The following is a 24,073-nucleotide window of genomic DNA, read 5'->3' on the forward strand; positions in this document are numbered from 1 at the left end:
TCGGCAGGCAAGCCTTCTTCAACGGTCCTTACTTGGGTCAGTCATCAGAAAGTCGGTTCAGGGGCTAGTGGCGGGTCCACTTAGTAACTAGAGTCGGAGGAGAGTAAGTACCTCGAGTCGAGGAGGACCCGATGGACCTCGGGCTGACCGGACGCAAGGCGTTGGTGACCGGGGCCAGTCGTGGGATCGGCCGGGCGATCGCCGAGGTGTTGGCGGCCGAGGGCTGTTCACTGGCCATCTGTGCCCGTGGTCGGGAAGGCATCGACAAGGCGGCAGCCGAGCTTGCGGCCTCCGGCGTGACGATCGTCGCCGAGGCGGTCGACGTGTCCGATGTGGACGAATTGCGTGGGTTCGTCGCGACGGCGGCAGCCGGGCTGGGCGGCCTGGACATCGTGGTCTCGAACGTCTCCGCCGGCAACACCCGAGGCGATGGCGCCTGGGAGGCCAGCCTGCGAGGAGACCTCGTCGCCTTCGCCGAGCTGGCGGCCGCCGCCGTGCCGCACCTGCGCCGCGGCGACGCGGCCGCGATCATCGCGATCGGCTCGACGAGCGCGTCCGACACCGTCCGACCGGCCGGACCGACGCCCTACTCGGCCATGAAGGCCGCGGTGACACAGCACGCCGCCGCACTCGCCCAGTCCCTCGCCCCCGAGGGCATCCGCGTCAACACGGTCTCACCGGGACCGGTCGACTTTCCCGGCGGGCCGTGGCAACAGATCAGGAACGCGCGGCCGGAGGTGTACGACGAGGTGCTCGGCAAGCTCCCCATCGGCCGGTACGGTGCCGCCGAGGACATCGCGAACGCCGTCGCGTTCCTCGCCAGCCCTCGCGCGTCCTTCGTCGTCGGCGCCAACCTCGTCGTCGACGGCGGCCTCCTCCACCGGGTCCAGCTCTAGTGCGGCGCCCGCCGGTCCGCGCGGTCCTCGTGTGCGGGGGCCGCTGGCACGACTTCGACCACGCCCGCCTGCGCCTGCTCGACCTGCTCGCCGTGCACGAGCGGGTCCGCACCAGGGTCTTCGAGGACTACGCGTGTGTCGACGCGCTGCGTGCGGCGGATCTGCTGGTCACCTACACCTGCGACGTCCGGCCGACACCCGTGCAGCAACGGGAGCTGGCCGAGTTCGTCGAGCGGGGTGGGCGCTGGCTCGCGCTGCACGGGACGAACGCGGCGATCGACCCGCCTTCCCCCGGCGGTCCGCGCGTCTTCCGCACGCCCCGGGTGCTCGGAGAGGTCGCCACGGTCCTGGGCAGCCAGTTCCTCGGCCACCCGAGGATCGCGCCGTACACAGTGGACGTGACCGCGCCCCGCCACCCGATCGTCGCGGGCATCGGACCGTTCGAGGTGGCCGACGAGCTGTACGTCAGCGAACAGCACGGCCCGCTGGAAGTGTTGCTGCACACCAGGTTCCTCGGTGACTGTCCCGGCTTCGCCGAAGGGCGCGGCAGCGGCGACGAGCCGGTCCTCTACCTGCGCGGGCACGGCGCGGGCACGGTCTGCTACTGCACGCTCGGACACTGCCGAGGACGCTACGACGTCCAGGACCTCGGCGTCGCGGACACCGGGGACGTGGACCGGGGGAGCTGGTCGGTGCCCGAGTTCACCACGATCCTCGCCCGTTGCGTCGACTACCTACTCCCGAAGGAGGTTCGATGACCGCCACACAGGAGCCAGGGGCAGCGCGCTGTCCCGGCCCCAGCGTGCAGGACTACCTGGACCGTGACTCACGGCCGGTGCCAACGACGCTGCGCTACGACGCCAACGACTACCTCGGCAGCGACGACATCGACGTCGAGCGCTTCACCTCCCCTGAGTGGGCCCGCCGCGAGATGGACAAGGTCTGGCGCAAGGTGTGGCAGTTCGCCTGCCTCGAACAGGAGATCCCCGAGGTCGGCGACCACGAGGTGTACGAGATCGGCACCGACTCCGTGCTGATCGTCCGTACCGGGCCGGAGAAGATCCAGGCGTTCGTGAACGTCTGCCTGCACCGCGGGCGCAAGCTTCGCACCGCGGGCGGCAACGTGCCGGAGTTCCGCTGCCCGTTCCACGGCTTCACCTGGAACCTCGACGGGTCGCTCAAGGGCCTGCCGTGTGTGTGGGACTTCCCCCATGTGGACGCCGAGAAGTTCGGCCTGCCCGAGGTGGCTGTGGACACCTGGCGTGGCTTCGTGTTCGTCAACCTCGACCCCTACGCGGAACCCCTCGCCGACCACCTCGGCACCTTCGTCGATCACTTCATCTGGCCCCTCGAGGACCGCCACAAGGCATTGCACGTCGCGAAGGTGTTGCCGTGCAACTGGAAGGTGGCCCAGGACGCGTTCATCGAGGCCTTCCACGTCATCGCGACGCACCCGCAGCTGCTGCCCTGGCTCGCCGACGCGAACTCCCAGTACGACGCGACGGCCGACCAGCCCAACTGGAGCCGGATGATCAACATCCAGGGTGCGCCCAGTCCACACGTGGCGGACATGGTCACCGAGCAGGACGTCCTGGAGGCCTTCTACTTCTCCCGCTCCTTCTACGCCGCGACGCAGGGGCGGGATCTCCAGGCGCCAGAAGGGGAGGACCTGCCACAGGTGCCGGAGGGCGGCACCGCGCGGGCCGTGCTCGCCGCGCGAATGCGTGACCAGCTCTCGGCGGCGTCGGACGCCGACTACTCCGGTGTGTCGGACAGCGAGATGCTGGACGCGATGCACCACCTGGTGTTCCCCAACTTCCATCCCTGGGGCGGGGTCAAGAGCAACATCATCTACCGGTTCCGGCCGGACGGCCTCGATCCCGACTCGTGTATCGCGGAGATCATCTACATGTCGGCCCCGCCGAAGGACGGCCCGCGGCCGGCGCCTGCGAAGATCCGCTGGGTCCCCGAGGACACGCTGTTCGCCGACATTCCCGAGCTGGGCCTTGTCGGTCCGGTGTTCGACCAGGACTGCGAGAACCTGCCGTACGTCCAGCAGGGACTCAAGGCGATGCGGAAACCCGGGATCACGTTGAGCAACTACCAGGAGAGTCGGATCCGGCACTTCAACCGCACGCTCGACCTGTGGATGTCGACGTGACCGCGACGGTGATCGTGCGGCCGGCCGGGATCGAGCTGGAGCTCGCCGACGGGGAGCCGTTGCTGCGGGCCGCCGAACGCCTCGGCTACCGCTGGCCGACGATCTGCGGCGGCCTCGGCACGTGTCGCACGTGCTTCGTGGAGGTCGACGAGGGGCGGGAGTCCTGTTCGGACATCGGTGGGCTGGAACGGGAAGGCATCGAGGCCCTGCGGCGGCCGCTCGACGGTCGCACCCGGCTCGCCTGTCAGCTGACCGTGACCGGTGGGACGGTGACGGTCGTCAAGCGCGGCGTGCGACGCCGCACCGAGGAGTGAGCCAGGTGTCAGAAGCGAAGGAAGTGGTCCACCCGCTGACCAGGCAGGTGTACCGGCTCACCGACGACGGTCTCGTCGAGGTCTACGACCCGGAGACCGGCCGGCGCGGGATCTTCGACGAGCACGCCCGCTGGCAGTCCGGCGAGCTGCGGCACGCCGACATGCAGATCACCGGCTGGGTGGGCAGGCTCGCCCGGCGCCGCACGGTCACGCGGGAAGACGAGTGACCACGCGCACCACGCGGGCGGTGTGCCTCGTGCGCCGCCCGGCGCGGGACCCCGTGCCGGAGGACTTCGCGATCGAGGAGCGGCCGCTGCCCGCCCTCGGCGCCGGTCAGCTGCTCGTGCGGAACGTGTACCTGAGTGTCGATCCCTCGTTGCGCGGTCGCCTCCAGCAGGCGCGGATGCACTACACGCACAACCTGGTGCCGGGCGAGCCTCTCGACGGCAGGGCGTTGGGTGAGGTCGTCGCCAGCCGCACGCCGGGCATCGAGCCAGGGCGGTTCGTCCGCCACCAGCTCGGCTGGCGTGAGCACGCGGTGGTCGAGGCCCGGCACGTGTCCATCGTGGACCCCGTGCTCGCTCCCTTGCCGACCTGGTTGGGTCTGCTCGGTTCGACGGGTTTCACCGCCTACGTCGGGCTGTTGCGGGCCGGCGAGCTGCGTCCGGGGGACACGGTCTTCGTGTCGGCCGCCGCCGGCGCGGTGGGCAGTGCCGCCGGTCAGTTCGCCCGGCTGCTCGGCGCCAAACGGGTCGTCGGCAGCGCAGGAAGCGAGCGGAAGCGACGGGTGCTGACCGAGGAGTTCCGCTACGACGGCGCGCTCGACTACCGGGCCGAGCGCGTCCGCGACGGCCTGGCCCGGCTCGCGCCGCACGGCATCGACCTGTACTTCGACAACGTCGGCGGCGAACACCTCGTGGCGGCCCTGCACGCGCTGCGGCCCGGCGGCCGGGTCGCACTGTGCGGCGCGATGTCCCGGGACGGCGAGACACACGACCTCCGGCACCTGATGCAGGCCGTGCTGAAGCGGATCACGTTGCGTGGCTTCATCGTGCGCGACCACGAGGACCTGCGGCCGGAGTTCGAGAGGTGCGTCGCGGGTTGGCTCGCCTCGGGTGAGCTGGTCGCGCGGGAGACGGTGGTCGAGGGTCTGGACAACGCCGTCGGCGCGTGGCTCTCCATGCTGCGTGGCGGGAACATCGGCAAGATGCTCGTTCAGGTTGGTGAGGCATGATGGACTTCTCGGGTACGGTCGCACTGGTCACCGGAGCCGGGAGCGGCATGGGGCGCGCGACGGCGCTCGCGTTCGCCTCGGCCGGGGCGAAGGTGGTCGTCGGCGACGTCGACGACGCCGGAGGCACGCGGACCGTCGAGGACATCGAGTCGGCCGGTGGCACGGCGAGCTACGTCCATGTGGACGTGTCCCGCGATGCCGAGGTGGCCGCGCTCGTGGCCCATGCCGCCGACACCTACGGCGGCCTCGACCACGCGGTGAACTGCGCCGCCATCGAGATCGAGACCGCCGCGCTGCCGGACTGTCCGGAAGAGACGTTCGATCGTGTCGTCGCGGTGAACCTCAAGGGTGTCTTCCTCTGCCTCAGGCACGAGATCGCGCAGATGAGGCGCGGCGGCCGGGGCGCGATCGTGAACATCGCCTCGGTGAACGCGTTCCGTCCGCAGCCGCACCAACCGGTCTACACGGCGACGAAGCACGCGGTGCTCGGGCTCACCAGATCCGCGGCGATCGACCACGCCGCGGAGGGGATCCGGGTCAACGCGATCTGTCCGGGCGGCATCGACACGCCGATGCTGCGGAACTCCATGGCGCGCAAGGGGCGGGACCCGGACGAGGTGGCGTCCCGGCTCAGCCTGGCGAACCGGTTCGGCGCACCGGAGGAGATCGCGAAGGCGGCGCTGTGGTTGTGTTCGGACGACTCGGCGTACACCTTCGGTCACGCGCTGGCCGTCGACGGCGGCTACCTGGCGAGGTGAGGACATTTGAATTGTGCCCGGATACCAACAAATCCCGCCTGTCCGTGAAGTAATGGCCGGCGATCGCGGTGCGACAGTTCGTGGCTCACGCCATGTTTCGCATGGTGCGGGCATCGATCCCACCTGCGACGATGGCGCCTGCGATGATTTCCGCCACCTGCCGGCAGAGAAATTCGTGCCCGACCCGTTTCGGCATTGACTTCCCTTCTCCGCCCCGTATATTACCTGTGTCACATAACACGCGTTGGATAAAAGGTTATTACCTCACAAGCCATCCGTGTCCCCAGTCGCCGGTCCACTGTGGTGCCGGCGTGCATTCAGGAGGTACGTCGACGTGACTCCCGAGGGTTGGCTCACCGACACGTTGCCCAGCTCCCGCTTCCCGGTCTACACCAGACTCAACGCCAACGACGTGCTTCCCGACCCCGTCACCCCGCTCGGCGCGAGCCTGGCGTGGATCCCGTGGATCCTCCCGGGCTGGGCCGACGGCTACGTGGCACTCGACGCCTTCGCGGCGTCCGAACTGGCCGGTGAGGAGGTCGCCCCGGTCGCCGGTCTGCTCTACGGCCACCTCTACATCAACCAGTCGACCGTGCGGATCATCGGTATCCGCGCGGGGATCGGCTGGGAGGCCATCGACTCCGCGTTCTTCAGCTATCCCGGCGCCCCGCCGCACGAGGAGGAGCCCTCCGACATCAACGAGGCGCTGTCGGAGAAGATGGCCGCCCGCACGATGTGGGCGCTCACCACGACCACGTTCCCCGAGCTCGAGGAGGAACGGGACGTGGCCGAGCGGTGCCGGGCGGAACGGCCGGACCTCGGCTCGCTGACGCCGGCCGCGCTGATCGCCCGTGCGCGTTCCGTGATGCCGCTCGAACGGCTCATGTGGCGTGGCGAGACGATCGCCAGCAACCAGACGGCCATCGGCCCCGGAGTGATCAACCAGCTCGTTGGCGCGCTCGACCCGTCGCTGGCGATCAGGCTCATCGGCGCCGCGGGCGACGTGGACTCCGCCGCGCCGTCGTTCGCGCTGTGGGACCTCTCCCGTCTTATCCGCACCGACGAGGCGCTGTCGGCCGAGTTCGCGAGCGGCCTCGACGGGCTGCTCGACCGGCTGCACGAGGGCCAGCCGGAGTTCGACAAACTGTTCGCGCGGTTCATCCGGGAGTTCGGCTACCGGGGGCCGAGTGAGTGGGACCTCGGTTCCGAGAGCTGGGAGACCCGCCCGGAGCTGGTGCTGGCCCTGCTCGACCGTCTTCGTCACCTCGAGGACGAGCTGTCCCCGTTGCGCCGCAAGGAGGAGCGGGCAGCCGAAGCCGAGGAGGCCACACGCCAGGCCCTGGAACTGTTGGGAGACAACCAGGAGGCGAAGCAGACACTCGAGTTGGCGATCGCCTCCGCCCGCCGGTTCGCCTCCTGGCGGGAACGCGCCAAGACCAACGCGATCAAGGTGCTGCACGAGGCCAGGGTCGCGTTGCTGGAACTGGGCCGGCGGCTGCACACCGACGGTCACCTGGCGCACCCCAGGCAGATCTTCATGGCCGTGGACAACGAGCTGGAGGTCCTGGTCGCCGAACCCGCGGCGCTGCGTGACGTGCTCGCCGAGCGGGAACGGCAGTGGCGGGAGCTGTCCACTGTGGAGCTTCCGATGTACGTCGACGGCCGCAAACCGCTGCCGCCGCTCGACGAGCTGCCGCGACGCGCGGAGGCCGAGGCGACCCATGTGCGGGCCGGCGACGACCTCACGGGCGCCGGCGCGTCGGCCGGGGTGGCCCGTGGACGGGTACGGGTCGTCACCGATCCGGGCGACATCGCCGACTTCCAGCCAGGCGAGATCCTCGTGGCTCCGCAGACCGACCCGTCATGGACACCGCTGTTCATGGTGGCCGCCGGAGTGATCGTGGACGTGGGCGCCATGGGCAGCCACGCCATGATCGTCAGCCGGGAGCTCGGCATCCCCTGTGTCGCCGGCGTCGCGCACGCCACCCGGCGCATCCCCAACGGCGCGCTGGTCGAGGTCGACGGTTCGACCGGCCGTGTCAGCGTTCTCGACATCTGACAAAACAAGGAGTTCCGACCATGCAACTGACCGGCAAGGTCGCCGCGATCACCGGCGGGTCGAGGGGAATCGGGCGCGGTATCGCCGAGGCGTTCCTACGGGAGGGCGCCAGCGTGGCCATCAACGGCCGCAACGACGCGAAGGGCAAGCAGGCCCTCGAAGAGCTGGACGCGGGCGACCGCGCGATCTTCGTCCAGGGCGACGTGCGGAACAAGGACGACGTCGACCGGTTCGTCGACGAGGCCGCCGCCCACTTCGGACAGATCGACATCCTGGTCAACAACGCCGGTGGTACCTCGGACTCCGCGCCGGTCGCGGAGCTGTCCGACGAGTCGTGGGACAACACCATCCAGTGGTGTGTGTACTCGACGTTCTGGGCCACCCGGCGGGCGCTCGCGCACATGCTGCCGAGACAGTACGGCCGGATCATCAACATCTCGTCGGTCGAGGGCAAGCACGGAAAGCCCGGCATCAGTCACTACGTGACCGCCAAACACGCGATCAACGGCTTCACCAAGGCCTGCGCGAAGGAGGTGGCGACCGCCGGGATCACGGTGAACGCGTTGTGCCCCGGGCTGATCCTCACCGACGTGGTGCGGGAGAACGGCGCGTCCGCCGCGGCGTCGATGGGTCTCACGTTCGACGAGATGGTGGACATGTTCGCGCAGGAGTCGGCGATCAAGCGGCTGAACAAGGTGGAGGAGGTCGCCGCGGTCGCGGTCCTGCTCGCCTCGGACCACGCCGCGGGCGTGACCGGCTCGCTGTACAACGTGGACGGTGGGACGGCCGCGTACTGATGGCGGACTACGACGTCGTCGTCCTGGGTAGCGGGGCCGCGGGGTTGACCGCGGCCCTCGCCGCCCACGACTCTGGCGCGCGGGTGGGGTTGTTCGAGAAGGCCGATCAGGTCGGGGGCACCTCGGCGTGGTCGGGCGGCATGGTGTGGGTGCCGAACAACCCACGTATGCCGGACCTGGGTCTCGCGGACAGCCGGGAGGAGGCGCTGACCTACCTCGACGCCCTGTCCCACGGCCTGATCGACGAGGCCCTCGCCGCCGCGTTCGTCGACACCGGACCGGAGTTGGTCGAGTGGCTGGCCGCGAAGACGCCGGTGCGTCTCCAGATCGTCGCGGGTTTCCCCGACTACCACCCAGAACACCCTGGCGGGAAGCCGGGCGGTGGGCGGTCGCTGGAGTGCGCGCTGTTCCCGTTCGCCGACCTCGGTGAGTGGGCGGACCGGGTGACGACCGGCTACCAGCTGTCCGGCAACATCCTGATGAGCGAGACGTCCCTGGGTCGCGGTGCCCCGCAGGGCGTCGAACCGTCGGAGCTGGCCCGGCGCAAGGTCCGAGACGAACGCGGTGGCGGGCAGGCCCTGGTGGGGCGCTTGCTGAAGGGCTGCCTGGACCGGGGTCTCGTGCCGGTGACCGGCGCCAGGGCGGTGTCCCTGGTCCGCGAGTCCACATCGGTCACCGGGGTGTGGTTCGAGTCGGCGACCGGCCCGTTCGAGGTGAGCGCCGACAGCGTCGTCATCGCGACCGGCGGGTTCGAATGGGACGCCGAGCAGGTGCGGGCGTTCCTGCGCGGCCCGATGGCACGACCGGTGTCCGTGCCAACCAACACCGGCGACGGCCTGCGGATGGCGATGCGGGTCGGCGCCGGGCTCGGCGACATGCGCGAGGCGTGGTGGGTGCCGGCGATCGACGTGACCGACCCCGCACGAGGCACCGTGGCGTGGCAGGTCAACGGGGAGAGGTCGAAGCCGCACTGCATCATGGTCAACCGGCGCGGCGAGCGGTTCACCAACGAGGCAGCCAACTACAACGCCATCGGATCGGCCTTCCACGTCGTGGACGTCTCGTCGTTCGACTACCTCAACCATCCCGCCTGGATGGTCTTCGACCACCACTACTTCGCGCGGTACGGCCTCGCCCGCCGCACCGCGGACCAGCCGCTCCCCGACTGGCTGGTCCGCGCCGACTCCATCGAGGAACTGGCCGGGACGATCGACGTCCCCGAGGACGCGCTTGTCGCGACGGTCGCACGCTGGAACGGCCACGCCGCGTCCGGCCGGGATCCGGACTTCCACCGTGGCGAGAGCGTCTATGACCGGTGGTGGGGCGACCAGAAGGCCGGCGAGGGAGCCCGCTCCACGATCGGACCCGTCGACACCCCACCGTTCTACGCGGTCCGTGTCTACTGTGGAGCACTCGGCACGAAGGGCGGGCCCCGTACCGACGTGCATGGCCGGGTGCTCGATGTCGACGGCGAACCCATCGCGGGCCTGTACGCGGCGGGCAACGCGATGGCGTCGGTGTTGGGCATGACCTACGGTGGCGCCGGCGGTACCCTCGGTCCGGCGATGACGTTCGGCTACCTGGCCGGACGGCACGCCGCCGGCGTCCGTGTCGAGTCGGGGTAGGACGATCAGTGCACCAGCACGATCTTCCCTCGGGCGTGGCGGGTCTCGCTCAGCTCGTGTGCGGCCGCGGCCTCGGCGAGCGGGAACGTCGCCGCGACCGGCACCCGTAGCCGGCCCTCGCTGGCGAGGGTGACCGCGGTCGTGAGGCCGTGTACAGCCAGCCGGTCGGCGGCACCCATGGCCGCACCGGTTTCCTCGGCCGGGGCGCTGTGGGATATGTGCACGCGGTGTTCCGCCGCGGTGAAGTCGGGTGCGATCGTCACCACACGCGCTGGATCCCCGGCGATGGTGACGAGGTCCGGCAACGCCCCTCCGGCACAGTCGAACACCGCGTCCACTCCGGACGGTGCGAGTGCGCGGATCCGTTCGACGAGCCCCGCCCCGTAGGTTGTCGGTCGCGCGCCGAGAGAGCGCAGGAAGTCGTGGTTGTTCGTGCTCGCCGTGCCGATGACGGTCGCGCCGCGGGCGACGGCGAGCTGCACGGCGACGGTACCGACGCCACCGGCCGCACCCTGGATGAGCACGGTGTGCCCAGCACCGACCGCGAGGCGGTCGAGAACCCGGGTGGCCGTCTCGACGCTGCCCGCGGCGCCGCCCGCCTCCTCCCAGCTCCACGCGGCCGGTTTGGGCGCCCAGGCGGTCAGGACGGCGAAGTCGGCATTGGCGCCGCGCGTGGCCGCGGTGGTCATACCGAACACCTCGTCGCCGACGGCAACGCCCGTGACACCCGCACCGACCTCGTCGACGACGCCGGCGGCGTCGAAGCCGGTCAGCCACGGGAAGTTCGCGGGAACGACGTCCCGCATCCGCCCGGAGCGGACGTAGGTCTCTCCCGGCGAGATCCCGGACGCGCGCACGGTGACGCGGATCTCGTTCGGTCCGGCGTGTGGGGCCTCGACCTCGGCGACGTGCACGACGCTGGGTGGGCCGTACTCGGTGAACTGGACTGCTCTCATGGACGCCGACCGTAAGGGCACGCACCGTCCGTTTGTCTAAAGTGAGAGCGGTGACGACCGAAGTGGTAGAGAGGCTCCGCTCCGACGCCCGCGACAACCGGGGCCGCATCCTCGCGGTCGCCCGCGCGGCCTTCGCCGCCGAGGGCCTCGACGTGCCGATCCGGGAGATCGCCCGACGCGCCGGCGTCGGTCCCGCCACCGTCTATCGACGCTTCCAGACCAAGGAAGCGTTGCTGGCGGAGGCATTGGCCGAACAGATGGCCTCGTGCTCGGCGGTCATGGCCGAGGGCCTGGCGGCAAGCGACCCGTGGCGCGGGTTCTGCCTGGTGGTCGAGCGGATCATGGAGATGAACGCCATCGACCGAGGACTTCCGTCCACAGTGGAGACGGGCGACCACGCCGAGGAACGCGATCAGATGCTGCGTCAGCTGCTCGAGCTGGTGCGGCGCGCGAAGGAAGCCGGCTCGTTGCGGCAGGACTTCGTGCTGGAGGACCTCAGCATGGCGGTGATGGCGAACGACGGTATCCGTGCCGCGTCCCCGGCGATGCGGGTGGCGGCGTCACGCCGCTTCGCGGCACTGATGATCCAGTCGTTCCAGGCGAACCCCGTCCCGACCCCGCTTCCGCCGGCTGTCCGGCTGCCACTGTCCAGGGGCTAGCGCTCAAATGGGCCGTTTCGTTGATCGACTCGACCACGACCGTGCCGGACGGCAGGCGCCGCACCCGCGACACCGAGGTGTAGCCGGGGACGAACCAGAACACCCGCGGTGCGCCGATGACCATGGCGAGGTAGGCGTTGATGATCCCGCCGTGGCTCACCGCGACGATCCGGCCGGACGGGTGCGCGTCGAACAGGGTCGACATCGCGCGGATGGCGCGGGTCTGGAAGGCCGGCAGGTCCAGCTCCGGCACGAAGTCCTCGAACCGTCCCTCCGCGAGGGCGATCGCCCGCGGGTCGTCGGGTTCGAAGGCCTCGACGGGGGTGTACACCAGCGGCGAGGACATCTCGTGGTCCCACTCGCGCAGGTCGGGCACGACGGTCGCCGTCTGGCCGAGCCGCCGCTCCAGTGGGGCGACGGTCTCTCGGGCCCGCTGGTACGGGCTGGTGTACAGCGCGTCGACGGGTTCGCCGGCGAGCCAGCCGGCCAGTGACTCGGCCTGTGCCACACCGAGGTCGGACAGGCCGGGGTCCACCACCCCGCCAACGGGCAGGCCGTGTCGGACGAGCAGCAACTCGGTCATCTGGCTCCTTCTAGCCGGCGATCGTGCGGTCGGTGTCCCAGTACGGGCGCCGCAGTGCGCGCTTGTCGAGCTTTCCCATGGCGTTGCGGGCCAGCTCGGTGGCGAGCTCATAGGTTTTCGGGCACTTGTAACCGGCCAGCCGGGTCCGGCAGAACCGCGCGAGGTCGACCACGTCGAGATGTGCGTCCCGGGGGACCACCAGGGCACGCAACGCCTCACCGAGGTCGGGGTCGGGCACGCCGATGACGGCGACGTCGGCGACCCCTGGGTGTTGGCGCAGCACGGCCTCGCTCTCGGCCGGGTACAGGTTCACGCCGCCCGACACCACCATGTCCGCGGCCCGGTCGGTGATGAACACGAAGCCCTCCGCGTCCACGTAGCCGACATCGCCGAGGGTGAACAGGTTCGGGGCCAGATAAGCGGATCGGGTCTTCTCCGGGTCCGCGTGGTAGCGCGCGCCCCGCCCCGCCGGCGCGCGGAAGGCCAACAGTCCCACCGTCCCGGCGGGCAGCGGTCGCCCGTCGTCGTCGACCGCGATCGCCGCGAACGGCGCGACCGTCCTACCGACCGAACCAGGACGGGCGAGCCACTCGTCGCTGGCGATCCTGGTGACCGTGCCGACCTCGCTGGCGCCATAGGACTCCACGAGCACGGGACCGAACCAGTCGATCATGGCTCGTTTCACGGCGGGCGGGCAGGCCGACCCGGTGTGTGACACGAGCCGCAGGCTCGACACGTCGTACCTGTCGCGTTCGACCGCGAGCAGGCGTTGGAAATGGGTAGGCACCATCACCGACGACGTCACGCGGTACCGGTCGATCCACCGCAGGCACAGGAGCGGGTCGAACCGGGGCAGCACGACGACGGTCTCGCCGCGCGCGAGGTGCCGGATGGCGGTGAGCGGTCCGTTGTGCTGCAACGGGCCTGCGACCAGGTGTGGGCCCGGCGGGAAGTGCGACGCGATCGCGGTCAGGTACTCGGTGGCGGTGGCAGGGACGTCCTCGGTCCACCGCACCTCGGTTCCCCTGGCACGGCCCGTGGTCCCGGACGTGTACACCAGCGGGGGCATGGCCGGGCGGTCCGGCGGGATCGGGTCGGCCGGGGCCGAAAGCCATTCCGTCCAGTCCACTGTGTCCGGTGCGGGTTCCGTGCCGTGCACGACGACCGCGCGAAGACCATCGCCCGCCGCCGCGGTCGCGTCCCGGCCGACCGGCCCGGTCACCGCCGCCACCACACCGGCGTCGGCGAACTGCTCGGCCATCTCCCGCGCGGTCAGCTGTCGGGACGTTGCGACGGTCCCGACCCCGGCGAGCAGACCGGCAAGATGGGTCACCAGGGTGGCGGCGGCGTTGTCGCCGACCACCGCGACCCGTTCTCCGTGGCCCGGGGCGACCGCGAGCAACCGTGACGCCGCGCGTTCCACGAGCGCCACGAACTCGTGCCACGGCAACTCGCCGTCGGCGTCGACCACGGCGGGTTCGTCCGGAGTGGAGCGTGCGCGTGCCAGGATGTCCAACCAGGACATCAGGGTCGCAACCCGCCACTGACGGTGAAGGTCTCCCCGTGCAGGTAGTCCACCTCGTCGGACAGGATCCACGCCGCGGTGGCGGCGACCTCGGCCGGGCTCGCGTACCGGCCGAGCGGGATCTGCGCCTCGAAAGCCTGCTTGATCGTGGGCCCGTCGGCGCCGCCCATGGCACCCATGCCGTCCTCGAGGGAGCGCATCATCCGCGAGTCGACCACGCCAGGACACAGGGTGTTGACCCGGATGCCCGTGCCGCCGACCTCCAACGCGAGACATCGGGCGAGACCCAGCACCGCGTGCTTCGACGCGTTGTACACCGACGTGCCGGGGGAGCCCATGACCGCCGCGAGCGAGGCGGTGAACAGGATCTTGCCGCGACTGTCCTGGTGGAGCATCCGCCGCACGGCCGCGGCCGCGGTGAGGAACGCGCCCTTGACGTTGACCGCGAAGACCTTGTCGAAGTCCGCAGGCGAGAACTCGGCGACCGGGTGCACCTCGCACTCGACGCCGGCGTTGGCGACGACCAGGTCGACCGTGCCGAACTCGTCCACCGCGGCGGAGATGAGGGTGGTCACGTCCGTGTCGCTGGTGATGTCGGCGCGGACCGCGAGCGCCTTGCTCGGCAGGGTGGACACCACCGCCCGCAACGGTTCCTCCGCCACGTCCGCCGCGACCACGTTGGCGCCCTCCTCCGCGAGGCGGGCACACATGGCCTGGCCGATCGCGCCGGCCGCGCCGGTGACGACGGCGGTCCTACCGGACAGTCCTTTCAACATGGGTGTCCTCCTGGAGGTCCGTGCGAATGGTGGTCGGGTGATGGATGGCCCACCGGTGTGCTGGCGGCGAGCCGACCCAGGCCAGCGCGTTGCCGAGCAGACGCCGGTACGCGGGGACGGCGAACGTCTCTGCCGAGTCGCCGGGCTGCAGAACCACCACCGGACTGCGGCCCGCGGTGGTCGCCCAGCCGATGAGGTCGGACGCGGGTGGGTGGGCCGAGCAGTCCGGCGCGGCGTGCTCACCGTGGTGGACGTGCTCGTGGGCCCGGAGGAAGCGGGTGCGGTCGAGGTCGGCGTCCGTGCGCAGCAGCGGGACGACGTCGTCGGTGAAGACCGGGCAGCAGTACAGCTCGTCGGTCAGCGCGAAGTCGGTCACGCCGGCGCACACCGGATGTTCGGGTGCGGCGACCTTCGCGGTGTAGTGGGCGATCCGCGTGCCGGACGACGGCCAGTGCTGACCCCGTAACCGCCCTGGGGCGTAATGGAAACGGCCACCCAACGCCTCCGCCCATCCCTCCCAGGCCGGCCAGCCGGCGAGCGCGTGGTGCAGGACCACCAGACCCTGCCCGCGGTCGAGGAGCTCGGTGAGCGCGAGCACGGTGTCCGGGTGGGGGCCGACGGGCGTCGGCGGCGCACCGCGCCGAAGCCGCACGCCGGGCAGGTCGTGGCAGAGGATCGCGTCGAACCGGCCGGCGTGTTCCGGCCGCAGCCAGCGCTGTGCCGACGGTTGCACGGCGTGTGCCCACGCCCAGTCCCGCTGCGCGCAGACGTCCTCGACCATGCCGAGGAAGGCACCGAGGTCCACCCGGTGCCCGCCGGTGATGACCAGGACGCGGCGCTGCACCCGAGTTACTGTATTGATCCTCTATAAACTCGGCAAGAGGCTGGACAACAGTTACTGTAGTCGTCTACAAAAAACTCATGACGACCGTCATTGGTGAGCAGGTCGAAGTGGAGGTCCTGCGGGACCTCCACGAACGGATGGTGCGGATCCGGCTGTTCGAGACAGAAGCCGGCCGCCTGATGGAGGCCGGCCGGCTGCCGGGCTTCCTGCACCTGTACGTCGGGCAGGAGGCGGTCGCGGCCGGGGTGATGAGCACCCTCGCCGACACCGACCAGATCACCTCGACACACCGGGGACACGGGCACGCCGTCGCCAAGGGCGCCAACCTCCGCGAGATGTACGCCGAGCTGTTCGGCAAGGTGACCGGCTACTGCCACGGTCACGGCGGCAGCATGCACATCAACGACCTGTCGATCGGCATGCTCGGCGCCAACGGCATCGTGGGCGCGGGCATCCCGATCGCGGTCGGTGCCGCGTTCGCCAGCGCCTACCGGGACGACGGCGGCGTGGCGGTGGCCTTCTTCGGTGACGGTGCGAGCAACATCGGCACCTTCCACGAGGCCGCCAACCTCGCCGCGGTGCTGCGGCTGCCGGTCGTCCTGGTGTGCGAGAACAACGGCTACGCCGAGTTCACCGCGCAGGCCAACCACATGCTGCTCGCCGACGTCGCCGACCGCGCGGCCGCCTACGGGATGCCCGGTGAAGTGGTGGACGGCATGGACGTGGTCGCCGTGCACCTCGCGGCGAAGCGGGCGGTGACCCGGGCGCGGGAGGGCGGTGGTCCCACGCTCGTGGAGGCCAAGACGTACCGCTACTACGACCACCAGGGCGTCAAGGGGCTCCGCATCCAGTACCGCACGCAGGAGGAGATCGACGCGTGGAAGGCACGTGACCCGATCGACGCCGCAGAGGCACGGATGATCGAGCGCGGCGACAGCTCCCGCGCGGAACTCGACGCGGTGTGGCAGCGGGTCCGCGAGGAGATCGCCGAGGCCATCGCGTTCGCCGAGGCCAGCTCCGACCCCGATCCGAACACCGACCTGCTCCGTGACGTGTACACAGGGACCAACGCATGACCGCCACTCTGTCCACCGAGACACGTGAGCTGACCTACGTGAAGGCCTTCAACGAGGGGCTCGCCCAGGTGATGCGGTCCGATGAGGACGTCTTCCTCGCCGGCGAGGACGTCGCGGGCTACGGCGGCGTGTTCCACATGTTCGACGGCCTGCTCGGCGAGTTCGGCTCACGTCGTGTCGTCGACACGCCGATCTCGGAGGCCGCCCTCGTCGGCATGGGCGTCGGGGCCGCGGCCCGCGGGCTGCGGCCGGTCGTCGACCTGATGTTCATGGACTTCCTCGCCGTGTGCCTGGACCAGGTGGTCAACCAGGCGGCCAAGATGAAGTACATGTTCGGTGGCGCGGTGTCCGTGCCGCTGACCATCACGACCGCGTCCGGCGCGGGGTTGGGCGCCGCCGCGCAGCACAGCCAGAGCCTGGAGGCGTGGCTCGCGCACGTCCCGGGGCTGAAGGTGTGCATGCCCGCGACGGCGTACGACGCCAAAGGGCTCATCGTGGCGGCCGTGCGTGACGACAACCCGGTGGTCGTGATGCTCAACAAGGTCCTGCTCGGCGCGCGGGACGTCGTGCCGGCGGAGATCTACGAGGTCCCGCTGGGAGCTGCCCGGGTCGTGCGGCAGGGCGAGGACGTCACGATCGTCGCCCTCGGCCGCATGGTGACCGAGGCGGTCCGGGCCGCGGAGGAGTTGGCCGGCGCCGGCGTGCGGGCCGAGGTGATCGACCTGCGCACGGTCCAGCCGCTGGACATGACCACCGTGCTCGACTCGGTGCGCAGGACGAACCGCGTGCTGGTGGTGCACGAGGCCGTCACGTTCGGCGGGATCGGCGCGGAGATCGCCGCTCAGGTCCAGGACGAGGCCTTCGACTACCTCGACGCGCCGGTGCTGCGGATCGGCGCGCCGTTCGCCCCGGTGCCGTTCTCGCCGGTGCTCGAACGGGCGTACGTGCCCGACGCGGCCCGGATCGTGGCGGGCTGCCGCCGGCTCCTCGAGCGCGGGTGACCGGAGTTGGCAACCGAGATCCTGCTGCCGAAGCTCGGCCTGACGATGCAGGAAGGCACCATCGAGGAGTGGGTGGCCACGCCGGGCGCGACCATCCGCCCCGGTGACGTGCTGCTGCGGGTGGGCACCGACAAGGTCGACGTGGACGTCGAGGCCGAGGCCGAAGGCGTCTTCCAGCCGGTCGTGGACGCCGGGGTGACGCTGGAGCCCGGCACGCTGATCGGCTGGCTGCTCGGCGACGGCGAACAGATACCCGGCGCGTCGGGGCCCGAGCCGCGCCGGTTCGTCTCACCCAACGCCCGCCGCGTCGCGAGCACACTCGGCGTGGACGTCGCCGCGGTGAGGGGAACGGGACCGAACGGGCGGGTGGTCTCCGAGGACGTCGAGGAGTTCGCGGCCGCCGAACGGCCCGCCGGCCCGCCCGTCGACGTGAACCGGGCAGGGCCGCTGGTGCGCCGGTACGCGAAGGAGCACGGCGTCGACCTCGCCGACGTGACCGGCACCGGGCCGGGCGGACGCGTCCGCAGGGCCGACGTTGAGCAGGTCGCCGCGGCGCCCGGCACCGTGCTCCCGCTGACCGGGATGCGCGGCACGATCGCCGAGCGCATGCATGCCAGCCTGCGGGAGATGGCCCAGCTGACCCACGGTTACGAGGTCGGCATGGACGCCGTGGTCGACCTGCGTGAGCGGCTGAAGGCCGAATGGGCGGGCACGGACCTGCCGGTACCGAGCCTCAACGACTTCGTCGTGCGTGCCGCCGCGCTCGCGCTCACCGAGCACCCCCTCCTCAACGCGACGATCCGCGACGGTGCCGTCCACCTCCTCCCGGATGTCCACATGGGATTGGCGGTCGCCGTGCCCGACGGTCTCCTTGTCCCGGTGATCCGGGACGCGGCCACCCGGTCGTTGACCGGGCTGACCGCGGTGACCCGGGAGCTGGCCGGGGCCGCCAGGAACGGCACGCTCAAGCTGCACCAACTCGAAGGCGCGACGTTCGTGGTCACCTCGCTGGGCAGCTACGGGGTGGACATGTTCACCCCGATCGTCTACCCCGGCAACGTCGCCATCCTCGGCGTGGGCCGGTTGCGCGACGGGGTGCGGTGGGAGGGCGAAACACCACGTCGGACGCGGGTGCTCACACTCAGCCTGAGCTTCGACCACCGCGGGGTGGACGGCGCACCGGCCGCGGAGTACCTGCGCTCGGTCGACCGCCTGCTCCAGCAGCCGCTGCGGTTGTTGGCCAACTAGAGGACCAGTCCAGAAAGTCAGGCCGCCATGCCCGCGATCTTGTCCGACAGTGTGACGACCTCGGCGAGGAACGCCCGGTGCCCCAGCTTCTGGTAGGTCACGTCCTTGGCGAGCCATGACGCGGCCGCGGTCTCCAGCAACGAGACCAGGCCGACACCGATCACCGCCGCGTCCGCCGGGGTCAGCCTCCCACGCGCGCGCCGGGCCGCCTTCCCGAGCAGCGAGACCAGTTCGGCGTGCTGCTCCCGGCGCAGCACCTCGATGTCCTGGTTCACGCCAGGCGATGAGATGAAGTAGACCTTCCCGGCCGCGCCCTGCTGGTCGATCCACAGCAGAACGTCGGTCATCATCCCGCCCAGCCGTTCGCCCTTGGGGAGCGCGACCAACGCCTCCGCCACGTGCGTGATCATCGCGGAGCCGAACGCCTGCAGCCCTTCCAGGAGGATCTGGTCCTTGGACGCGAAGTGGTAGTACACGGCGGCGGAGGTCATCCCCGCCCGGTCCGCGATGTCGGCGACGGTGACCAGCTCGGGCGCCTGCGCGGCGAACAGTTCCATGGCGGCCTCGACCACGGCGTGTTTGCGTGAGGGCCGGTGCGCGGCACGGGGAGCGAGTGAGGTCATGATGAGTCAGTGTGCCTGGCGAATCGGTGAGTGTCACGCCACCCCGCCTGCGATACCGTTTCACGGGTGAGTGAGACGGAGCGCCCGGCCCACCGGCCGTCACGGCGGCAGCACATCGTCAGCGCGGCCGTGCGGGTGTTCGGCCGCAACGGCCTGGCCGACGCGAGCATGCAGGACATCGCCGACGAGGCCGGGGTGGCCGCGACCGCCGTCTACTACCACTTCAGCGGCAAGGAGGAGCTGTTCGACCTGGCCCTGCGCCGGGTGCTCGACCAGCTCGACGAGGTGGTGCGGCGGTCCCGTGCCGACGACGAGCCGGGTGACGCCGACCGGCTGGCCACGGTCATCGACGCGGTGTGGGACTGGCTGGAGGACAACCCGGACGACGCGCGCATGTACCAGCTGCACCTGGCCGGTGCGACCGGGCAGGCGCGGGTCATCCGGGAGGAGTTCGAACAGCGGCACGTGCAGCGCGCCTTCGACTACCTGTCCGACTCCACGCCACGCAACGCGCGGTCCGCCGCAGTGCGGCACGCCGCACAGACACTCGCCGTCCGCACCATGATCACGTCGACCATGCACGTCTCGGCGCTGCGTGCGGAGGGCGGCCCGCTGTCCACACTGCCCCAGCGTTCGGTCCGACGCGCGCTCCGCGGTCTCGCCCAGCGCATCGTCGCGTCCTGACTTCTCCCGCAGAGCTGGAAAAGCGCTAGTTACTCAACTAGCATTTCAGTTACTATGCCGCACGTCGTCGATCGGGCGCTCTTCGCCCAGCTGTCGCCACCGAGGCTCGCGGGCGCCCGCTGCCCGAGCTGTGCCACGGTCGTCTTCCCGTGCCAGTCCACATGTCCGCGATGCTCGACCGGTCCGATGGTGGCGGAGGCGTTGCCGGAGCACGGCACGGTGTGGACGTGGACGGTGCAGGGCTACGCGCCCAAGCCACCGTTCCGAATGCCGGACGCGGAGTTCCGGCCCTACGCGTTGGGCTACGTGGACCTCGGGGACGTCCTCGTGGAGTCCCGTTTGGACGTTGCACCGGACCGGTTGCGGATCGGACTGCCGGTCCGGCTGACCACCATCCCGGCGTACCGGGACGAGGCGGGCAACGACGTGCACACCTTCGCCTTCATTGCGGAAATGCCGTGAGCGCCGAGGTCTACGTCGTCGGCGCCGGTATCCACCCGTTCGGCCGCAACGAGGACGTCGACGGCTACACCATGGCGGAGCGGGCCTGTCGCGACGCGCTGGCCGACGCGGGCCTGGACTGGACGGCCGTCGGGTACGCGGTGGGTGGCTCGAACGACGCCGGCAAGCCGGACAACCTGGTCGGCCGGCTCGGGCTCACCGGTGTGCCGTTCGTCAACGTCCGCAACGGCTGTGCCACGGGCGGTGTCGCACTGCTGACCGCGGCCAACGCGCTGCGGGTCGGTGAGGCCGACACCGCGCTGGTCGTCGGGTTCGACAAACACGAGCGGGGCGCGTTCAGCCGATCGGCCGCCTCCTACGGTCTCGCCGACTGGTACGCCGAGACCGGGCTCATGATGACGACGCAGTACTTCGCCATGAAGACCCGGCGCTACCTGCACGAGCACGGGATCTCCGAGCGGTCGCTGGCGGCCGTGGCCGCGCGGGCGTTCCGCAACGGCGCCCGCAACCCTGTCGCGTGGCGCCGAACCGAGCTGTCCGAAGAGGACATCATGGCCGCCGCCCCGGTCAACGCGCCGCTGACGAAGTACATGTTCTGCTCGCCGGCGGCGGGTGCGGTCGCGCTCGTGCTGGCCACGGGGGAGCGGGCGCACGACCTCTGTGAGCGGCCGGTGCGGCTGGCCGCGTTGTCCATGCGCAGCAGGCGGTTCGGCTCGTTCGAGGTCTTCTCACCGTGGCTTTCGCCGAAGCCTTACCACAGCCCGAGCATCGACGCGGCGGCCGCCGCGTTCGCGCGTGCCGGCGTGCGACCGTCGGACGTGGGGGTCGCGCAACTCCAGGACACCGACAGCGGCTCGGAGATCATCCACCTCGCGGAGACAGGGCTGTGCGCGCACGGCGAGCAGGAGGCCCTGCTGCGCAAGGGAGCCACCGAGGTCGACGGCATCCTGCCGGTCAACACCGACGGCGGCTGCCTCGCCAACGGCGAGCCGGTCGGCGCCTCAGGGCTCCGACAGGTGCACGAGATCGTCCGGCAGCTGCAGGGCCGCGCTCCCGGCGCCCAGGTTCCCGGCGCGCCCCGCGTCGGCTTCACCCACGTCTACGGCGCCCCCGGCATCAGCGCCTGTGCCGTGCTCACGGTGTGACGGGGAACTGCAACGCGGTCAGCTCGACGTACTCGGCGAGACCGTGCCGACCCAGTTCGCGGCCGTTGCCGGACCTGCGATAACCGCCGAAGGGCGCCAGCACGTTCATCCGCCCGCCGTTGAGCGACACCTGACCGGTCCGCAGCCGCCGCGCGATCGCCGCTGCGGTGGTCACGTCCGCCGCCCACACGCCACCGGACAGCCCGAACTCGGAGTCGTTGGCGACACGGACACCATCGTCCACGTCCCGTACGGGGATCACCGCGAGCACAGGCCCGAAGATCTCCTCCCGGCTCACCACGGCGTCGGGGGAGAGCCGGGAGATCACGGTCGGCGCCACGAAATAACCCTTCTCATCCACTGTGGACGATTCGGTGAGAACGGCGCCCTCACGTGCACCGGCCGCGATGTGCCGCAGCACCGAGCGTTGCTGGTCGGCGCTGGCCATCGGGCCGATGTGGATCCCCGGGTCCAGTGGGTCGCCGACGACGAGCCCGGCGGCGAGCGCGGCCAGGCGCCTCTCGACCTCGGTGAGCCGCGACTCGGGGACGAGCAGCCGGGTGAGCGCGGCGCAGGTCTGCCCGTTGTTCACGAAGCAGGCGCGCAGGGCGGCCGGCAGCGCGGCGTCCAGGTCCGCGTCCTCGGTGAGCAGCAGCGCTGACTTGCCACCCAACTCGGTGCACACCCGCTTGATCCCCCGCGCGGCCAGTTCCCCGACACGGGCACCGGCCGAGGTGGATCCGGTGAGACTGATCATGTCGACGTCCGGATGGGTGGCCAACCGCTCACCGACCTCGATGCCGGCGCCGGTGACGACGTTCAGCACGCCCGGCGGGAGGCCGGCCTCGTGTGCGACCTCGGCGAGCGTGAACGCCGACAACGGGGCGACCGTGCTCGGCTTCGCCACCGCCGTGCAGCCCGCGGCCAGCGCGGGCGCGAGCTTCGCCGCCAGCTGGTAGAGCGGGTAGTTCCACGGCGTGATCATGGCGACCACGCCGACCGGGTTGCGCACCACCACCGAATGTCCGATGTGCTCGTCGGCGAGCTCGGCCTCGGCCAGGTCCGCTGTGGTCCGCAGGACGGCCACCGGCAGGTCCACCTGCACCCGTCTGGCGTCGGCGATCGGGGTGCCGACCTCGCGCGCGATCAGCGTGGCGAGTTCCTCACGTCGTGCGGCGAGCCCGTCGGCGATCCGCCGCACGATCGCGACCCGATCCGCCACCGGTGTCGCCGCCCAGTCCGGGAACGCCCTGCCGGCCGCCGCCACCGCACGGTCGGCGTCCTCGCCGCCGGCCAGCGGAACACTGTCGAGCACGGCACCCGTGGCCGCCTCGTGCACGACGGCCCGCCGCTCGCTGTCCACATCGGACCAGGCGCCGCCGAGATAGATCTGGTCGGGCACGGTTCCTCCGCCTCAGGTACGGGGAAGGTCGGAGAACGGGACCTTGTCGACCCGCGGCTCGCCTGGCAGGCCGAGCACGCGCTCCCCGATGATGTTCCGCTGGATCTCGTCCGTGCCGCCCGCGATCCGGTACCCCGGAGCGCCGAGCACGTGCTGGGTCCAGGCGAAGGTGCCCGGTTCGCCGGTGTCCGCGGCGATACGGGCGCCGAGTACCTCGGCCGCCACCTGACCGGTCAGCGTCAGTGTCTGTGCCGCCATCAGCTTGGTGATCGACGCCGCGGGCCCGGGACGCCGCCCGGCCGCCGTCGCGTTCGCCACCCGCTCCACAGTGGACGCGTGCAACGTGGCTCGCACGTACAGGTCCGCCAGTCGTTGCCGTACCAGGGGATCCCCGGCTCGACCGAGCCGGCGGGCGAGCGCGATCACGTCCTGGACCGAGCCGCCCTTGCGGCGCTTGCCCGCGCCAGACGCGGTGCGCTCGAAGGCGAGCGTGGCGTTCGCGATCTCCCAGCCCTGGCCGGGTTCGCCCAGCCGCAGCGCGTCGGGAACGCGGACGTCGGTGAGGAACACCTCGTTGAACGAGGCCCCGCCGCTCATCTGGCGGATGGGTCGCACGGTCAGCCCGTCGGCGTCCATCGGCACGAGGAACGCGGTGATCCCGGCCTGCTTGACCACGCTCGGGTCGGTGCGTGCCAACAGCATGCCGTAGTCGGCGAACCGGGCACCGGAGGTCCACACCTTCTGCCCGCTCACCACCCAGTCGGCACCGTCCCGCACCGCCCTGGCGCGTAGCGCGGCCAGGTCCGAGCCGGCGCCCGGCTCGCTGAACAGCTGGCAGGCCAGGAGATCCGTGCGGAGAAAGGCGCGGGCGAACCGTTCCCGCTGTGGCGGCGTGCCGAACACCGACACCGCCGACCCGACGAGACCGACGGTCACGCTGATCAGCTCGGTGCTGGGCGGAACCGCGAACCGTGCCTCCTCCTGGGCGAGAACCATGGCGTAGGCGGCCGGCAACCCCCGGCCGCCGTGCTCCCGCGCGAGCGTCAACGCCTGGTACCCGGCGTCGAACTTCGCCCGCTGGTACGCGCGTGCCCGTGCCAGCAAGGCCCGCTCCGCCGCGACGGACAGGTTGTGGAACACGGCGAGATCGTCCGGGTCACCGGCATCGTCCGCGGCTTTCGGCGGCAGGGTGGCGGAAAGCCACTCGCGCACCCGCGCACGCCACTGGTCGAGTTCTGTCACGTG

General features: G+C 70.8%; 24 protein-coding genes and 1 pseudogene. 17 read left to right on the forward strand and 8 right to left on the reverse strand.

Annotated features, from left to right (window positions below; all coding sequences use genetic code 11):
• Window positions 1-131: 131 nt before the first annotated feature.
• From VF106_RS37735 to VF106_RS37780, 10 genes are all read left to right on the forward strand, one after another.
• Window positions 132-896, forward strand: a complete 765-nt coding sequence (locus VF106_RS37735; RefSeq protein ID WP_330844762.1) for an SDR family NAD(P)-dependent oxidoreductase — start codon at window positions 132-134, stop codon at window positions 894-896.
• A complete protein-coding gene (locus VF106_RS37740; RefSeq protein WP_330844763.1) occupies window positions 896-1,654 on the forward strand; it encodes a ThuA domain-containing protein in 759 nt (252 codons plus the stop codon). The genes VF106_RS37735 and VF106_RS37740 overlap by 1 nt, the downstream gene beginning before the upstream one ends.
• Entirely contained in the window at window positions 1,651-3,057 is a 1,407-nt protein-coding gene (locus tag VF106_RS37745; RefSeq protein ID WP_330844764.1) for an aromatic ring-hydroxylating oxygenase subunit alpha, read from the forward strand. The genes VF106_RS37740 and VF106_RS37745 overlap by 4 nt, the downstream gene beginning before the upstream one ends.
• On the forward strand, window positions 3,042-3,371 hold the full coding sequence (locus tag VF106_RS37750) for a 2Fe-2S iron-sulfur cluster-binding protein (protein ID WP_330844765.1): 330 nt from the start codon (window positions 3,042-3,044) through the stop codon (window positions 3,369-3,371). Before VF106_RS37745 ends, VF106_RS37750 begins: the two co-directional genes overlap by 16 nt.
• A gap of 5 nt (window positions 3,372-3,376) precedes the next feature.
• Entirely contained in the window at window positions 3,377-3,598 is a 222-nt protein-coding gene (locus VF106_RS37755) for a hypothetical protein (protein WP_330844766.1), read from the forward strand.
• On the forward strand, window positions 3,595-4,605 hold the full coding sequence (locus VF106_RS37760) for an NADP-dependent oxidoreductase (RefSeq protein WP_330844767.1): 1,011 nt from the start codon (window positions 3,595-3,597) through the stop codon (window positions 4,603-4,605). The genes VF106_RS37755 and VF106_RS37760 overlap by 4 nt, the downstream gene beginning before the upstream one ends.
• Window positions 4,602-5,363: a glucose 1-dehydrogenase gene (locus VF106_RS37765; protein WP_330844768.1), complete on the forward strand. Its 762-nt coding sequence runs from the start codon at window positions 4,602-4,604 to the stop codon at window positions 5,361-5,363. The genes VF106_RS37760 and VF106_RS37765 overlap by 4 nt, the downstream gene beginning before the upstream one ends.
• Before the next feature lie 334 nt (window positions 5,364-5,697).
• Window positions 5,698-7,422, forward strand: coding sequence for a PEP-utilizing enzyme (locus VF106_RS37770; protein WP_330844769.1), 1,725 nt, complete (start codon window positions 5,698-5,700; stop codon window positions 7,420-7,422).
• A gap of 20 nt (window positions 7,423-7,442) precedes the next feature.
• Window positions 7,443-8,219: an SDR family NAD(P)-dependent oxidoreductase gene (locus VF106_RS37775; protein WP_330844770.1), complete on the forward strand. Its 777-nt coding sequence runs from the start codon at window positions 7,443-7,445 to the stop codon at window positions 8,217-8,219.
• Window positions 8,219-9,844 carry an FAD-dependent oxidoreductase gene (locus VF106_RS37780; RefSeq protein WP_330844771.1) on the forward strand — a complete coding sequence of 542 codons (1,626 nt, stop codon included), beginning with the start codon at window positions 8,219-8,221 and terminating at the stop codon, window positions 9,842-9,844. The genes VF106_RS37775 and VF106_RS37780 overlap by 1 nt, the downstream gene beginning before the upstream one ends.
• A gap of 5 nt (window positions 9,845-9,849) precedes the next feature.
• Here the strand turns inward: VF106_RS37780 and VF106_RS37785 are convergent, their stop codons facing one another.
• Window positions 9,850-10,800, reverse strand: coding sequence for an NADP-dependent oxidoreductase (locus VF106_RS37785; RefSeq protein WP_330844772.1), 951 nt, complete (start codon window positions 10,798-10,800; stop codon window positions 9,850-9,852).
• Between the two features lie 50 nt (window positions 10,801-10,850).
• On the opposite strand from VF106_RS37785, the gene VF106_RS37790 reads away from it, so the two are divergent.
• Entirely contained in the window at window positions 10,851-11,459 is a 609-nt protein-coding gene (locus VF106_RS37790) for a TetR/AcrR family transcriptional regulator (RefSeq protein ID WP_330844773.1), read from the forward strand.
• 40 nt (window positions 11,460-11,499) lie between these two features.
• Here VF106_RS37790 and VF106_RS37795 read toward each other — a convergent pair.
• From VF106_RS37795 to VF106_RS37810, 4 genes and pseudogenes are all read right to left on the reverse strand, one after another.
• Window positions 11,500-12,153: pseudogene (locus VF106_RS37795) on the reverse strand (histidine phosphatase family protein); the annotation flags it as partial.
• Window positions 12,053-13,567, reverse strand: coding sequence for an AMP-binding protein (locus tag VF106_RS37800; RefSeq protein ID WP_330844774.1), 1,515 nt, complete (start codon window positions 13,565-13,567; stop codon window positions 12,053-12,055). The gene VF106_RS37800 and the pseudogene VF106_RS37795, both read right to left, overlap by 101 nt.
• A complete protein-coding gene (locus VF106_RS37805; RefSeq protein ID WP_330844775.1) occupies window positions 13,567-14,343 on the reverse strand; it encodes an SDR family NAD(P)-dependent oxidoreductase in 777 nt (258 codons plus the stop codon). The genes VF106_RS37800 and VF106_RS37805 overlap by 1 nt, the downstream gene beginning before the upstream one ends.
• Window positions 14,321-15,187, reverse strand: coding sequence for a ThuA domain-containing protein (locus tag VF106_RS37810; protein ID WP_330844776.1), 867 nt, complete (start codon window positions 15,185-15,187; stop codon window positions 14,321-14,323). The genes VF106_RS37805 and VF106_RS37810 overlap by 23 nt, the downstream gene beginning before the upstream one ends.
• 77 nt (window positions 15,188-15,264) lie before the next feature.
• Between VF106_RS37810 and VF106_RS37815 the strand changes: the two genes are divergently transcribed.
• From VF106_RS37815 to VF106_RS37825, 3 genes are read left to right on the forward strand one after another with little or no spacing between them, the layout of a single operon-like run.
• A complete protein-coding gene (locus VF106_RS37815) occupies window positions 15,265-16,263 on the forward strand; it encodes a thiamine pyrophosphate-dependent dehydrogenase E1 component subunit alpha (protein ID WP_330844777.1) in 999 nt (332 codons plus the stop codon).
• A complete protein-coding gene (locus VF106_RS37820) occupies window positions 16,260-17,264 on the forward strand; it encodes an alpha-ketoacid dehydrogenase subunit beta (protein WP_330844778.1) in 1,005 nt (334 codons plus the stop codon). Before VF106_RS37815 ends, VF106_RS37820 begins: the two co-directional genes overlap by 4 nt.
• Window positions 17,265-17,270: 6 nt before the next feature.
• Window positions 17,271-18,512 (forward strand): dihydrolipoamide acetyltransferase family protein, encoded by a 1,242-nt coding sequence (locus VF106_RS37825; protein WP_330844779.1) that lies wholly within the window; start codon window positions 17,271-17,273, stop codon window positions 18,510-18,512.
• A gap of 17 nt (window positions 18,513-18,529) precedes the next feature.
• Here the strand turns inward: VF106_RS37825 and VF106_RS37830 are convergent, their stop codons facing one another.
• Window positions 18,530-19,135 (reverse strand): TetR/AcrR family transcriptional regulator, encoded by a 606-nt coding sequence (locus VF106_RS37830; RefSeq protein ID WP_330844780.1) that lies wholly within the window; start codon window positions 19,133-19,135, stop codon window positions 18,530-18,532.
• 66 nt (window positions 19,136-19,201) lie between these two features.
• Between VF106_RS37830 and VF106_RS37835 the strand changes: the two genes are divergently transcribed.
• From VF106_RS37835 to VF106_RS37845, 3 genes are read left to right on the forward strand one after another with little or no spacing between them, the layout of a single operon-like run.
• The gene (locus tag VF106_RS37835; RefSeq protein WP_330844781.1) at window positions 19,202-19,819 is read left to right on the forward strand and encodes a TetR/AcrR family transcriptional regulator; all 618 of its coding nucleotides are present in this window, start codon (window positions 19,202-19,204) and stop codon (window positions 19,817-19,819) included.
• 54 nt (window positions 19,820-19,873) lie between these two features.
• Window positions 19,874-20,281: a Zn-ribbon domain-containing OB-fold protein gene (locus VF106_RS37840; protein WP_330844782.1), complete on the forward strand. Its 408-nt coding sequence runs from the start codon at window positions 19,874-19,876 to the stop codon at window positions 20,279-20,281.
• Window positions 20,278-21,426 (forward strand): thiolase family protein, encoded by a 1,149-nt coding sequence (locus VF106_RS37845; protein ID WP_330844783.1) that lies wholly within the window; start codon window positions 20,278-20,280, stop codon window positions 21,424-21,426. Before VF106_RS37840 ends, VF106_RS37845 begins: the two co-directional genes overlap by 4 nt.
• Here the strand turns inward: VF106_RS37845 and VF106_RS37850 are convergent.
• Both VF106_RS37850 and VF106_RS37855 read right to left on the reverse strand, forming a co-directional pair.
• Window positions 21,416-22,828 carry an aldehyde dehydrogenase family protein gene (locus VF106_RS37850; protein WP_330844784.1) on the reverse strand — a complete coding sequence of 471 codons (1,413 nt, stop codon included), beginning with the start codon at window positions 22,826-22,828 and terminating at the stop codon, window positions 21,416-21,418. The genes VF106_RS37845 and VF106_RS37850 overlap by 11 nt on opposite strands.
• Before the next feature lie 12 nt (window positions 22,829-22,840).
• Window positions 22,841-24,070 (reverse strand): acyl-CoA dehydrogenase family protein, encoded by a 1,230-nt coding sequence (locus tag VF106_RS37855; RefSeq protein ID WP_330844785.1) that lies wholly within the window; start codon window positions 24,068-24,070, stop codon window positions 22,841-22,843.
• Between the last annotated feature and the right edge of the window lie 3 nt (window positions 24,071-24,073).

It is taken from the genome of Actinophytocola sp. (assembly GCF_036378875.1).
Lineage (GTDB): Bacteria > Actinomycetota > Actinomycetes > Mycobacteriales > Pseudonocardiaceae > Actinophytocola.